We start from the raw sequence: 13,526 nt of genomic DNA, 5'->3' as shown, positions 1-13,526 counted from the left end.
TTAAATCCCCTAATATATTTCCATAATGTTATCTGCATCTATAATCAGACTTATACTTCCATCACCAAGTATTGTGCATCCTGAAAAACCATTGTTTTTCATATTAAATCTGTTAAAATAAACTGGAAATGGCTTTACTACAACCTGTTGAGTTCCTATTATTTCATCCACAAAAATACATACTGCTTTATACTCATTTTCTATGATTATCATATTTCCATTTACTAATTCAGTTATATCTGTATGAATATCATATATTTTATGCAATCTTATAATAGGAATACATGCTCCATATATTGTAATTAATTCTGTTCCACTACCATCTTTAATTACTTGGCTTAAATCTGCAAGTTTAAATGTACTTCTTATTGATGATATTGGCAAAGTAAACATCGAGTTTCCAACTTTGAACTCCATACCTTCTACTATAGAAAGTGTCAGTGGTATTTTTATAGTAAATGTTGTTCCTTCATCTTTTGTACTTTTTACACCAATTGAACCACCAACTTTTTCAATACTTTTACGAACAATATCCATCCCTACTCCTCTACCAGAAAATTCAGTTATAGATTCCTTTGTAGAAAATCCTGGAGTCATAATTAAAGAGTTAATTTCATCATCAGTATATTCATTAATTTGATGTTTAAGAAGACCTTGTTCTTTAGCTTTTTCCAAAATCTTATCTTTCATGAGACCTCTGCCATCATCTGAAATACTTATGACAGCTTCTCCGCCTAAATTTTCAGCAGATAAAATTATAGTTCCTATTTCTTTTTTACCCTTAGATATGCGTTCATCAGCAGGCTCTATTGCATGGTCCATAGCATTTCTTATAAGATGCATAAATGGTTCTGCTAAATTATCCATTACATTTTTATCTACTTCTGTTTCATTTCCTATAGTTACTAGTTCAACATTTTTATCTAATTTTTTATTCATGTCTCGTACAATTCTATGCATTTTTTGAAATACACCTGCAATTTTAACCATACGCATTGACATTACTATATCCTGCAATTCATCTGTAAGCTTATGTAATTGTCTGGTTGCTTTATTGAAATTATCTATATCAACACCTTTAGAATCTACACTATTTACAACCATTGATTCCATAATTACAATTTCTCCAACTATATTTTGAAGTAAATCTAGTTTTTCTAAATTTACAGTCATAATATTTTGTTTACTTATAGGAAGATGCTCATTTCCTTCAATTAAAACATCTTGCTCTAAGTCAATTTTCTCATTTAAGACACTTTCTTGTAATGCACTTTTTTCTTTTACAAAATTATTTTCATCTTTAGAATTTGTCTCCAAATTAGTTTTTGGGTTTTTCACCAACATATCATCCTGTTTTTCACTTGTATATATATCATCTTTATCAACATTTGAATACTCTTTTACATATAGATTATCTTTTATTGTTTTATAAATTATGTTTTTATCATCTTTAGCAATAAATTGTATATAAAATCCATATTTTTTAATATATTCTGCTGTACCTGTATTCTTTTCTATGTCTTCAGGATAAAATGCTAGAAATTCACAGTAATCTTGCAATTCAAATGTAAGCATAAAAGCTCTTACATTTTCCATCATACAATCTTGTTCAAAAACTATTTTGACTATGTCTGAACCTTCCTTATATGAAAAATTTAAATTATTTATTTCTTTTTCGTATGTGTCTTCTAAGTTCAACTTATCTTGTAATTTTGTAGAACTTGATAGTTCTAGAGTACTTACATAATCTTCAATATCTTTTATAAAGCTAGAGCAATCAGAAGTTGTACAATCTCCTGATTGTAATTTACCAATATCATATTTTATAAAATCTAATGCTTGAAAAACTAAATCAAACAATAAATCATTATCTATAATCTCTATTTTTCTTTCACGTATAATATAAAATAGGTCTTCTACACTGTGTGCTAAAGCAGACATATTATCTAGACCCATCATAGAAGCTGAGCCTTTTATTGTATGCATAATTCTAAAAGTTTCATTAATATTACTGTCGCTAAATATTCTTTCTTTTTCTGTCTGAATCATAATTTCATCTAATTGCTCAAGTAATAGACTTGTCTCAAATATAAACATATCTAACATTGGTCTCATACTTGGTTCAATGTAATTCATATTTATCACCTACAGTCGACAAATAAATTTCTATTTTTTCTTATATATAATATTCTATAATCTAAATCCACGATGATTTTCTTATCTCACTTTCTTTTAGATGAAATTTTTCTACTAATTCTTTTAAAATTTGTGCTTGAGCAGACATTTCTTCTGAAGCTGCAGCACTTTCCTCTGCTGTTGCAGAGTTCATTTGAACTACTATTGAAATTTGCTCTATTCCAGATAAAATCTGTGTAATTGCTATCTCTTGACTATGCACAGATGAAGAAATTCCATTAATATAATCAGTAGTTTTTTCTACACCATTTACAACTAAGTCTAATGCTTTTGCAGTTTCTTTTGCAATTTTGACACCATTTTCCACTGTTTTAATAGCTTCTTCTATAAGAATTGCTGTGTTTTGAGCTGCTTTAGCACTTTTTCCAGCCAAAGACCTAACTTCATCTGCAACAACTGCAAATCCTCTACCATATTGGCCTGCTCTTGCTGCTTCAACGGCTGCGTTTAATGCAAGAATATTAGTTTGAAAAGCTATCTCATCTATGGTTTTGATTATCTTTGATATTTCATTTGATTTTTCACTTATTGCCTCCATTGATGTCATCATATCATCCATACATCTACTTCCAAAACCAACTTGTAATGCTGATTGGTCAGATACTTCACATGCAAGACTAGCACTATCTGCACATTGCTTAATTCCATCAGATATCTCATTAATTGTAGAGGCTAATTCTTCTACTGAACTAGCTTGTTCAGTAGCACCCTGCGAAAGAGCTTGTGCTCCTGCTGCTACTTGTTCTGATGCACTTGCAACTTGCTCAGCTGACAGATTTATTTCATAGAAATCATCATTAAAAGAATTTATTATACTTTCTAATGATGTTTTGATTGATTTAAAATCTCCTATAAATTCTTGTTCTATGTCTATTCTTAAATCCCCTTTTGCAATGCTAGTTAATGTACTGTCTATAAGGTCTATATAATTTAATAACATATCTTGCATCTTTTTGACAGAACTTACTAACATTCCTATTTCAGATTTACTTTCTTCAACATCTATACTTGTTCTTAAATCACCCGATGCAATTCTTGAAAAATGTTTTTCTACTTTATTAATAGGAATTACTATCTTTAGTTTTATTACTGCATATTCTATTATTGTTAATATGATTAATAGTGAGAGTATAAATATCGTTCTTAGTATCAAACTTTGTAATTCTTTTTTAACTTCTACAATTTCAGAATTTGAACGAGTAACTACATCCTCTTGAAATTCATCTATTAAAGAATCCATTTTTTCCTGAGATTCTACATATTCGCTACTAAAAATTATACTTTGAGCTAAGCTCTTGTCATTACTTTCAACTGCATTTATAGCACTTTGTTCTTTTGGTACCAAAGAATCAGATATCTCCTTAGCTTCCAAAATTTTATTTGACTCAGTCTTTGTAAGACCAATTTTTTCAAGTTTATTTAAAGCAGATTCTCTTGTTTTTCCATATAGCTCTTTTTCATAGACATCTTTATCCTTTTTTTCACCTGTAAAAACGTACCTTCTTAACATGTCACAAACTTCTCTTGTTGTGTCTTTTATATACTGACTTTCATTTCTCAAATTGTTCATGTCATTGATACTTTTTTCCACTTTTTCAAATGCTTTATAAGATGAAATTGAAGAAAAAATGCCTGCCATAACAGCTAGTACTATAATAATTAGCAATACTATTGCCAATTTGGAAAGCTTTACTTCTCTTTTCATATCTATACTCCTTTATAAAGTAAGTTTATCAAGATATCAATCTATATCTTCTTTAGTCCATTCATTGTACTTACTACACTGCAATCTTTTCCTAGATTTTTTCCCTCGTACATTGCCTTATCTGCTAGGGATATATTTTCTTCTAATGATATGTTTGAGTTTACCTCTACTACTCCTAATGTAATAGTACACTTTATTTCATTTCCTTTATAGTTAAATTCAAATTCCTTTATTTCTTTGCGAATTCTCTCTGAAAGTATTTTTGCCCCTTCTATTGAAGTATTAGTGAGCATTATCAAAAATTCTTCTCCACCCCATCTTGATACAGTATCAATTTGTCTACAATTCTTTTTAATTATACTTGAGATTACTGTTAGCACAAAATCTCCTGCTTCATGACCATAAGTATCATTAATAACTTTAAAATCGTCAATATCTCCAAGAATAAGAGATACTGTTTCATGACTATATCTATTAATTTTTCTTTGTTCCATAAGCTGATTAATTATATGACGTCTATTGTAAAGACCTGTTAGATAATCCCTTACAACTAATCTATTTAATTTTTCAAGAGAAGATTCCAGTTCATTATTTATTTTTCTTAATTTATCTTGAGATTTTTTGACTTCAATATGAGCCATAACACGAGCTTTTAATTCTGTCATACTAAAAGGTTTTACCATATAGTCTATTGCTCCTACTCCAAAACCCTTTACTACATCTGTATCTGTATTTTTTGAAGTTATAAAAATTATAGGTATATCTTCTGTACGAATATTAGATTTGAGTTCTCTACACAATTCAAATCCAGAATTGTCTGGCAAAATTATATCAAGCAGAATAATGTCTGGTGTACACTCTTTAATACACTCTTTTGCCTCTATTGCATTAAATGCTTTTATGACTTTAAAATTATCTTTTGTAAGTGTTTTATCTATTAAATCGCACATTAGAACACTATCATCAACAACTAAAATTGTTCCTTGTTGCTTATTTTCCATATCCAAACCTCTCTTAAACATAATATATTCAAATTTTAATAATTTAAAATTCTTACACTTAATAATTATACCACTATAGTTCTAAATGTTCTCATTATAATATAATTACAATGCCACTAAATTATATATCTGTGTTACATGATAGTTTAATTGTATTTAAAAAGCAATTCATCTATCAAAAGTTCTTCTTCATCAGTCAAAAGCTTCTTCAAATCTAACAAGGTAATTATTTGATTGTCTATCTCTCCAATACCACTTACAAAATAATCTGAATATTCAAGAGTAACCCTTGGTGGAGGTGATATCTGATTTTCTTCTAAATCTATTATCTCCTCAACTTTATCAACCATAAATCCCACTACTAAATTTTCCAATCCGGCTATTACTATATATACATAATCAGTAGTATTTAAATTATTTTTCCTCAGTCTCAAATGCATATCTATTATCGGGATAATTTTTCCCCTCAAATTTATTATTCCTTTTGAATAGGTTGGAAGTTCTGGAATAAATATGATTTCCTGATTCCCAACAATTTCTATGACTTTTTCAAGTTCAATACCAAAGTTCTGTTCATCCATTTTAAATTTTAGGTACTTAATCCCCTCATCTACTAACTCATAACCTAAATATGGGTCATCTGGAAATCTCATTTAATACCTCCCCCTTAAATATCTTCTAAATAAAAATAATCTATATTTTCTTCTTTCCTTTATTTATTGAGTCTACAATTAAATCGCCTGTCTCAGTATAAAAGCGTATTGTTCTTCCATAATTCATTCCTGTATCTTCTGCTATTATTGGAATTTTTAAGCTTAAAAGAGTTTTTTTTACTGCTTCAACATTCCTATACCCTATGCTTGCAATTGATGAATTACTATTTCCTAAAAACATCTGGGCTCCTCCAGCTATTTTTGCTTTTATATATGTCCTATTTGCACCTATATGCTCCATAGACTTAATAAGTTCCTTTATTCCTGTGTCAGCAAATTTATATTTATTTTCAATGTGAATAGCATCTTTACTATATGGCAACATAACATGTAACATTCCACCAATTCCTGCTGTTTTATCTATTAAACATACTCCTACACAAGAACCAAGTGCATAAGTAACCAAAACATTTGGTTTATACACTATTTTCATGTCTGCAATATTTACTACTATCTCTCTACTCATACTGATAATCCCAATCTTACTAATATGTCTTTAAGCGAGTCCATTTCTGGAATCATCAATATGTGGCTAATAAAATAATTATCGCTATTTTTAAATTTATTTTCTATAAATAAAATTTTGTCCCCAACATCAGAAAATCTTATCATAGGAACATTCAACACAGCTCCGACCATATCAATACACATATCTGGAACCGAAATACTTATGTTCATGTTTAGCATAGATGCAATAGCATTTACATAAGAACTTGCCATAATATTTCCTATTTCTTTGATTGCAGAAATTTCAATACCTGTAATTTCGTCTAAGAAAGCTTCATCTTTATTAAAAAGAGAATTAAGCATAAGTTTAGTGATTGATTCATCCAACAAAAACATAAATATCCCATTAATATCGCCTTTCATATCAAGTAGAATACATACAACCTTGTTTTCTGGACCTCCAAGTAAATTTGTAGCTTCATTATATTCAAGTATCTTGACCATGGGTATTAATACTTCTATCTTACTATTTATCATGGATGCAAGTGCAGTAATTGCATTCCCAGAGCCTATATTACCAATTTCTCTAAGAGCATCTATATGAATATTATCAAGTTGTGAATAATTTATAATATAAACCCCTCCCTCTATTGTTACATTTATGTATTTTTACTATATAAAGGTGTATTTACAGCCTTTATTTTAAGGCATTATTTACAACTTTAACCAATGTTTCTGTTTTAAATGGTTTTACTATAAAATCTAGTGCTCCAAGCTTTATAGCTTCCACAATCATATTTTCTTGCCCTATTGCAGAACACATCACCACTTTAGCATTTGAATCCAACATTTTTATTTCCTTTAATACCTCTAGACCATCTTTTTTAGGCATTGTAATATCAAGTAATGTCAAATCAGGCATTTCATCTTTAAACATATTATAAGCTTCTTCTCCATCACTTGCTTCTACTAAATTCTCGTAGCCACTTTTACTCAGAGCTTCTTTAATCATCATTCTCATAAAAATAGCATCATCTACTATTAAAATTTTATTTTCCATAAAACTAACTCCTCCATACTTGTAACAATAAATGCTATTATTTTTCAGTCATTGTTTATACTTACTGACTATTTTCCCTACATAATAAATACATTTCATCTATAAATAAAAGTACATATTCATGCTATACTATATTCAACTTTATTAATACAGTTTATAAATTAAAAAACTTATATATCTATTGTAATATATGTTTTGCATTTTGACGAGTTATTAAAAACATAATCACATAAAAACGTAAAAAACACAAAAACGTAAAAAGTTGTCAAAAACCAATTATATAGATATATAATAAATTGAAAATATTTATATAATATACATCTATTATCGGCTGAACTATAATTAAATTTATATCCTATTATTAATTAATAAATTCTTACATATTGCTAAAGGAAGATTTAAATTATGAACAAAATATTGATTATAAACGATTATAGATAATTTTGTGAACTATTCAAAAATTGTATACTTAAAGAAATCACAATATTATCACTTTTAAAGATAAAATAAAAATTGGGAGTGTATAGTACACTCCCTCATGATTATCAACTTGTTTATTCCTATAATAAGTTTTATATATTAAAATTTATCAATGAATTTATCTTATTCCAATGTAAATATGAACTTCTTGCTTATTCATATCATATGTATTATTTTGATATTCTTCAAAATCACTTATATAAGTTCTATCAAAATCCATTTTCCAAAACTCAAACCAGAATTCTCCTACTGACTTTTGTATATCTCCTGTTATAGTGAATTTTGCATATTTACCACCTGGTATAACTTTGCTTATAACAAACTCTCCACAAATACCTTTTTCATTAAATTCACTTAAGTTGTTGTCCTTATCATCTTCACTATTTACTTCACAACATGCTACAAAGTTATATGGATTTGTAAAATCACCTTGATAGTCTGTATATAAACCTATTGTTTTATCATTTTTTTTACCTTTTATAGCATTATAGATACCCTTCCCCATAAAGCTTTTCCATAATTCACCTATGTCTTTTACTGCTTGTCCGTTGTTATTTGTAGTTTCTTTTGATACACCCACAACTATTTTTTCACTTATATGTACTATTTCATAATCCATACTTTATACCTCACTTTAGCTTTATTAATTGCTTTTGATTATCTGTTTCTTTAATTTAATTATAATTTATAAAATACGACATCTATATGTCATATATTTTAATATAATTAAATTTAGTAATAGTAACTTATAAGGAATACATCTTAAACATCTCTTTCAATCTATTTATAACATTATCTCTAATGAATTTAGGTTCAAGTACTTCAACACTATCTCCAAAAGATAAGATATATCCATAAATCCACTCTCCAATTGGGAATTCTGCAATTACATCATATGTATTATCTTCATTTTTAGTTATTAAATCATTGTTAAAATCATCAAAAACTCTATAGAGCATCTTTTCCTTAAATCTTAGCCTCAGAGTTACAGTATCTTCTTTAATTATTTTAGAGTCATCTAAGTATGCCTCTTCAATTATCTTTCTTGAAAATATGTCTTCTTTTACTACTAAGTTTTTCATTCTACTGATTCTAAATATTCTAAAATCGTCCTTTAATTTGCAAAACCCATACAAGTACCAAGTCTTACTTTTATACATTAGCTTCATCGGTTCAACAGTCCTATTTGTCTGACTTGAAAAACTATTTACATAATCAAAATTTATAGTATTGCGTCTTAAAATAGCATTTTTTATTTTTGTAAATTTATCATCCTCATTAAAATTACTTCCCCATTCAGTAAAATCTATTTCAATCCAGTTTGCAAAATTACTTTCTCCAAATATTGAGCCAATTTTATCTACTACTGAATTTATTTCTGGATACTTTGTTGCTTGTAATGTTTGAAGTGCTATTATTAAACTCTCCTTATCTTCCTTTGACAATATAGTTTTGTCTATAGAATATTCTTCTATTAAAGATATTCCTCCTCCTTTGCCTTTAGTCATATATACTGGTACTCCTGACATAGACAGAGTTTCTATATCTCTATATATAGTTCTTGTAGAAACTTCAAACCTATCAGCCAATGCTTTAGCAGTAACTAATTTTTTATTTAATAGTATTACTATTATTTCTGTTAATCTATTTATTTTCATCTATTATCACCTACTAAGATTATTATATTTATCTTTATTTTCTATAATTATATTATTTATTTTAAAGCTTTTTATATTTTATTCATACAATATTTAAGTAAATTTTTAATAAATAAATTTATATGTTAATATTTTGAAGTTATGTAATATTTTACATATTTTTTCGTTGACAATGTTAAATTTTTGATTTATCCTTAATTAAGGACATGTTATTGACAGTTCTTAAACTTATTTGAAAAACAATTTTACTATATAATTTTATGTAATTTAGGAAAACGTATTATATTCAAGAAAACGTATTTTCTATTTCAAATTCAAATAAGTACAATATTTATTTTTTTAGGGAGGCAATCATGGAAATTAATAAAAAACACTTTATTCAAGTCTTTTTAACTTGCTTAATCTTAGTAGTAGTATGTGAATTTATAGGACAAAGAACATTAGCTATTGGCTCAGCTTCTATAATACTATTTCCAATGCTTTATGCAGTTATAATCGGACTTATAATAACACCTGACTTATTAGGCAAAAAAATTAAAGCACTTAAAAAAGTTATTGGAGAAAAAGAAATCAATATTGCTGGTGAAGTTGTTGGAATTGCGCTAGTAATGCTTGGTATAAAATATGGGACTACAGTTGGCCCAAACATCGATAAGATAATTCAAGCTGGACCTGCATTTCTTGCTCAAGAATTTGGTCACATACTTGCACCAATAGTTGCATTACCTCTTGCATTAATATTTGGTATGAAAAGAGAAGCTATTGGAGCTACTGCAAGTATAAGCCGTGAACCATCTTTAGGAGTTATATCTGAAAAATATGGGATAAATTCTCCAGAAGGTAGTGGCGTACTTGGTACATATTTAATGGGTACAGTTCTTGGTACTATATATTTTAGCGTATTAGGCTCAGTCTCAATTTATAGTGGCCTTCATCCATATGCTTTAGGAATGGCTTGTGGTGTTGGTAGTGGAAGTATGATGACTGCTGCTGCTGGCTCACTTTCTACCATGGTACCTCCAGAAATGGCAGATACAATACTTGCCTATGCAGCAACAAGTAATATGATGTCTAGTATAACAGGAATTATATTCTTGGTCTTTGTATCTTTACCATTTACTAATTTTATGTACAAAATTTTAGAACCTAAATTTTCAAGAAGTAAAAAAACTGACAAAACAAAAACTACAAAAGGAGAGTGCTAATAAATGTTTGCTAATTTAGATTTAAAGAAAAGTTCATATCAATTATTGGTTATGTCTATTATTGGAGTTATAATTCTTATAGGACAAAGAATTAGTGTTGGTACATCTATAGTAACAGCTTTTCCTGGAATGGTAATGTTAATATTAGCTGCTATGGCTGCTATGATTATAAAGGATTTATTTCCTAAATCAATATTTCCTGCTTTTGGATTTGCAACTATAATAGGTCTTTTACTTAGTATGCCATATAGCCCAACATCTGAAGTATTCTTAACTAACACTAATAATATTAATTTTATGGCTATAACAACTCCTCTATTAGCTTTTGCAGGAATTTCTGTTGGAAACAAAATAGAAGCTTTAAAGGAAATGTCATGGAAAATAGTTATAATATCACTTGTTGTCTTTACAACTATATTCTTTGCATGTGCAAGTATAGCTCATATAGTTTTAAGTATTCAAGGTAAAATATAGGAGGAACTTATTATGAATAAAGAACAATTAAAATCTCTAGTAATAAAGACTATCGATGAAAATAAAGAAAAAATATTAGAAATAGGTCATGGAATCTACAAAAACCCAGAATATGGATATAAAGAGTATAAAACTACAGAAGCTGTTTCAAACTTTTTTGAACAAGAACTAAACTTATCTGTCGAAAAAAATATAGCTGTTACAGGATGTAAGGCAGATGCAAATTCTAGTAAAGAAGGTCCTCATATATCTATACTTGGAGAATTAGATGGTATATCATGCAAAGAACACAAAGATTCTAATGAAATAGGTGCATCTCATACTTGTGGACATAACATACAAATAGCTGGAATGTTAGGTGCAGCTATTGGTTTAGTAAAAAGTGGGGTTTTAGAACATTTAGATGGTAAAATATCATTTATGGCTACTCCTGCTGAAGAATTTATTGAATTGGAATACAGGGAACAATTGAAAAAAGAAGGAAAAATAACTTACTTTGGTGGAAAACAAGAACTAATAAAAAGAGGTTACTTTGATGATATAGACATATCTATGATGTTTCACTCTTCAGATTTAGGAGAAGATAAAGCTCTAGTTGGTCCTGAAAGTAATGGCTTTGTCGGCAAAAAAGTTAAATTTATAGGAAAAGAATCTCATGCTGGTTCTGCTCCACATGATGGAATAAATGCTTTAAATGCAGCAATGCTTGCTATAAATAATGTAAATGCACTTAGAGAGACTTTTAAAGAATCTGAAAGAGTTAGATTCCATCCTATCATCACAAAAGGTGGAGATATAGTAAATGTTGTTCCTGCTGATGTTCATATGGAATCATATGTAAGAGCTAGAACTATAAACGGCATGATAGATGCTAATAAAAGAATAAATAAAGCATTGATGGCTGGTGGAATGGCGGTTGGAGCTGATGTTGAAATAACTGAAATTCCTGGGTATCTACCAATATTAAGATACAAAAACCTTGATAACTTATTTAAAAATAACCTTGAAGATTTAGGTTTAAAAGGAAAAATTATTGATGGTGGAGATTTCACTGGTTCATTTGATTTTGGAGATGTATCTCATATAATGCCTACCCTTCACCCTATGATTGGTGGTGTAAAAGGTGCTCTTCATACAAGAGATTTTGAAATAATTGATGAAGACTTAGCTTACATAGTACCTGCTAAGGCTATGGCACTTACAGTTATAGACCTTCTTTTTGATAATGCTAAAGAGACTAAAGGTATATTAGATGCCTTTACACCAGTTATGACTAAAGAAGAATACTTAACATTCTTAGAAAAACACGACAAAACTTTATAGGTCTATTAAGTATTCTTTTTATAATACAAAGGTGGTATATGCTTTAAAAGCTATACCATCTTTTCTTTTCCTTCGTAAAGTCCTCAATATTTATTTAGAAAAAATATAACAAATATATTCATCCTCATGTATAGTAATAGCATACATTAGTAGTTAGAGATAGCATTTACAAATACTGTATATTTCTTATAAAAAAATATTAGCTAACTCTCAATTATTAGGGTACGAAAGAAGGTGAGTTGAAATGATGACATTAAAACAAGTTTCTTCATTAACTGGTGTCAGTATACGTACTCTACAGTTTTATGACGAAGTTGGTTTATTTAAACCTACAAAAATAACTACTGATGGATTACGATTATACGATGATAACGCATTAGAAGTTCTACAAAAAGTTACATTTTTTAAAGAACTTGATTTCACATTAAAAGAAATTGAAGCAATCATGGAAAATCCTCAATTTGATTGTCTAACTGCATTTAAAAATCAAAGAGAACTAATCCAAATAAAGCGAGATAGATTAAATGCTCTATTAGAATTACTTAATAAACTTATAAAAGTAGATAAATGTGTGGATTTTAAAGATTTTAATATGAGTGAGTATTTTCATATTTTAACTGAGTTCAAAGAATCTCACACTGATGAGATTGTCGCACAAACTGAAAGCATTGAAGATTTTGATAAAATAACTTCAGAAATCAAATCATATGAAAATGAAATAGCAAATATGGCAATTAAGCAGTTTGGAAGTCTTGAAAAATACACAAAGGCTATGGAAAATAACTTTCAAAATTTTTTATCTAACAGTACTACTATTTCTCAATCAGAAGTACTTAACCTTATTAAAAAAGGTGATGATATTACAAGAAAACTTACAAAAAATCTAAGTAAAGATGTTGCATCTTTAGATGTCCAAGAATTAGTTAAAGAACTGATTTCTTTTACTAATAAAATTAATAATGGAATAGATATGGGAGATAATTATTGGCCTATTATGTCTGAAAATTATATATCAAACCCTGTATTTATTGAGGTTAACGATAATAAATATGGAGATGGAGCATCAAAATTTATTGGTCTTGCTTTAAAAGCATACCTTGAAAAATAAAAACTTGATATTACAGTTAGCACTTTATACTATAAATTTGCAAAAAATAGCATTGGTAAACATAATAGATATTTACTGATGCTACTTATTGTAATATTTACAAGGTTACCATTTTTGTAGAAAGCATACAATATTTAGAACGTTGAATTTGAACAG

At 28.3% G+C, this 13,526-nt stretch carries 13 protein-coding genes; 4 read left to right on the top strand and 9 right to left on the bottom strand.

What is annotated here, in order from left to right; translation table 11 throughout:
• Nucleotides 1-9 precede the first annotated feature (9 nt).
• The 9 genes from IC175_RS07740 to IC175_RS07700 all read right to left on the bottom strand — a co-directional run bounded on the left by IC175_RS07740 (nucleotide 10) and on the right by IC175_RS07700 (nucleotide 9,260).
• Nucleotides 10-2,136 carry a chemotaxis protein CheA gene (locus tag IC175_RS07740; RefSeq protein WP_227433633.1) on the bottom strand — a complete coding sequence of 709 codons (2,127 nt, stop codon included), beginning with the start codon at nucleotides 2,134-2,136 and terminating at the stop codon, nucleotides 10-12.
• Nucleotides 2,137-2,197: 61 nt separating this feature from the next.
• Entirely contained in the window at nucleotides 2,198-3,901 is a 1,704-nt protein-coding gene (locus IC175_RS07735) for a methyl-accepting chemotaxis protein (protein WP_227433634.1), read from the bottom strand.
• Between the two features lie 41 nt (nucleotides 3,902-3,942).
• Nucleotides 3,943-4,902 (bottom strand): diguanylate cyclase, encoded by a 960-nt coding sequence (locus tag IC175_RS07730; protein ID WP_227433635.1) that lies wholly within the window; start codon nucleotides 4,900-4,902, stop codon nucleotides 3,943-3,945.
• A gap of 146 nt (nucleotides 4,903-5,048) precedes the next feature.
• Nucleotides 5,049-5,555 (bottom strand): chemotaxis protein CheW, encoded by a 507-nt coding sequence (locus IC175_RS07725; protein WP_227433636.1) that lies wholly within the window; start codon nucleotides 5,553-5,555, stop codon nucleotides 5,049-5,051.
• A 40-nt stretch (nucleotides 5,556-5,595) separates the two neighbouring features.
• Nucleotides 5,596-6,081, bottom strand: coding sequence for a chemotaxis protein CheD (locus tag IC175_RS07720; RefSeq protein ID WP_227433637.1), 486 nt, complete (start codon nucleotides 6,079-6,081; stop codon nucleotides 5,596-5,598).
• Entirely contained in the window at nucleotides 6,078-6,662 is a 585-nt protein-coding gene (locus tag IC175_RS19625; RefSeq protein WP_227851480.1) for a chemotaxis protein CheC, read from the bottom strand. Before IC175_RS19625 ends, IC175_RS07720 begins: the two co-directional genes overlap by 4 nt.
• A gap of 97 nt (nucleotides 6,663-6,759) precedes the next feature.
• Complete coding sequence (locus tag IC175_RS07710) at nucleotides 6,760-7,122, bottom strand: response regulator (RefSeq protein WP_227433638.1); 363 nt, start codon at nucleotides 7,120-7,122, stop codon at nucleotides 6,760-6,762.
• 598 nt (nucleotides 7,123-7,720) lie between these two features.
• A complete protein-coding gene (locus tag IC175_RS07705; RefSeq protein WP_227824623.1) occupies nucleotides 7,721-8,221 on the bottom strand; it encodes a GyrI-like domain-containing protein in 501 nt (166 codons plus the stop codon).
• Between the two features lie 127 nt (nucleotides 8,222-8,348).
• Nucleotides 8,349-9,260, bottom strand: a complete 912-nt coding sequence (locus IC175_RS07700; protein WP_227851392.1) for a helix-turn-helix transcriptional regulator — start codon at nucleotides 9,258-9,260, stop codon at nucleotides 8,349-8,351.
• A gap of 353 nt (nucleotides 9,261-9,613) precedes the next feature.
• Between IC175_RS07700 and IC175_RS07695 the strand changes: the two genes are divergently transcribed.
• The 4 genes from IC175_RS07695 (at nucleotide 9,614) to IC175_RS07680 (ending at nucleotide 13,370) form a co-directional block, all read left to right on the top strand.
• Nucleotides 9,614-10,465: a DUF3100 domain-containing protein gene (locus IC175_RS07695; RefSeq protein WP_227483653.1), complete on the top strand. Its 852-nt coding sequence runs from the start codon at nucleotides 9,614-9,616 to the stop codon at nucleotides 10,463-10,465.
• 3 nt (nucleotides 10,466-10,468) lie between these two features.
• Nucleotides 10,469-10,939 (top strand): hypothetical protein, encoded by a 471-nt coding sequence (locus tag IC175_RS07690; protein ID WP_227433642.1) that lies wholly within the window; start codon nucleotides 10,469-10,471, stop codon nucleotides 10,937-10,939.
• 12 nt (nucleotides 10,940-10,951) lie between these two features.
• Entirely contained in the window at nucleotides 10,952-12,262 is a 1,311-nt protein-coding gene (locus tag IC175_RS07685; RefSeq protein WP_227433643.1) for a M20 family metallopeptidase, read from the top strand.
• Nucleotides 12,263-12,506: 244 nt separating this feature from the next.
• A complete protein-coding gene (locus IC175_RS07680) occupies nucleotides 12,507-13,370 on the top strand; it encodes a MerR family transcriptional regulator (protein WP_227834806.1) in 864 nt (287 codons plus the stop codon).
• Nucleotides 13,371-13,526 lie beyond the last annotated feature (156 nt).

Origin of the sequence: Clostridioides sp. ES-S-0123-01 (genome assembly GCF_020658415.1) — a bacterium.
GTDB lineage: Bacteria > Bacillota > Clostridia > Peptostreptococcales > Peptostreptococcaceae > Clostridioides.
Note: the sequence above shows the minus strand (reverse complement) of the source record. Positions and strands in the feature narration are given on the sequence as shown.

Bases quoted from the DNA above. Each gene is read 5' to 3' on its own strand.
- IC175_RS07740 (WP_227433633.1), bottom strand. From the start codon at position 2,136: ATGAATTACATTGAACCAAGTATGAGACCAATGTTAGATATGTTTATA.
- IC175_RS07735 (WP_227433634.1), bottom strand. From the start codon at position 3,901: ATGAAAAGAGAAGTAAAGCTTTCCAAATTGGCAATAGTATTGCTAATT.
- IC175_RS07730 (WP_227433635.1), bottom strand. From the start codon at position 4,902: ATGGAAAATAAGCAACAAGGAACAATTTTAGTTGTTGATGATAGTGTT.
- IC175_RS07725 (WP_227433636.1), bottom strand. From the start codon at position 5,555: ATGAGATTTCCAGATGACCCATATTTAGGTTATGAGTTAGTAGATGAG.
- IC175_RS07720 (WP_227433637.1), bottom strand. From the start codon at position 6,081: ATGAGTAGAGAGATAGTAGTAAATATTGCAGACATGAAAATAGTGTAT.
- IC175_RS07710 (WP_227433638.1), bottom strand. From the start codon at position 7,122: ATGGAAAATAAAATTTTAATAGTAGATGATGCTATTTTTATGAGAATG.
- IC175_RS07705 (WP_227824623.1), bottom strand. From the start codon at position 8,221: ATGGATTATGAAATAGTACATATAAGTGAAAAAATAGTTGTGGGTGTA.
- IC175_RS07700 (WP_227851392.1), bottom strand. From the start codon at position 9,260: ATGAAAATAAATAGATTAACAGAAATAATAGTAATACTATTAAATAAA.
- IC175_RS07695 (WP_227483653.1), top strand. From the start codon at position 9,614: ATGGAAATTAATAAAAAACACTTTATTCAAGTCTTTTTAACTTGCTTA.
- IC175_RS07690 (WP_227433642.1), top strand. From the start codon at position 10,469: ATGTTTGCTAATTTAGATTTAAAGAAAAGTTCATATCAATTATTGGTT.
- IC175_RS07685 (WP_227433643.1), top strand. From the start codon at position 10,952: ATGAATAAAGAACAATTAAAATCTCTAGTAATAAAGACTATCGATGAA.
- IC175_RS07680 (WP_227834806.1), top strand. From the start codon at position 12,507: ATGATGACATTAAAACAAGTTTCTTCATTAACTGGTGTCAGTATACGT.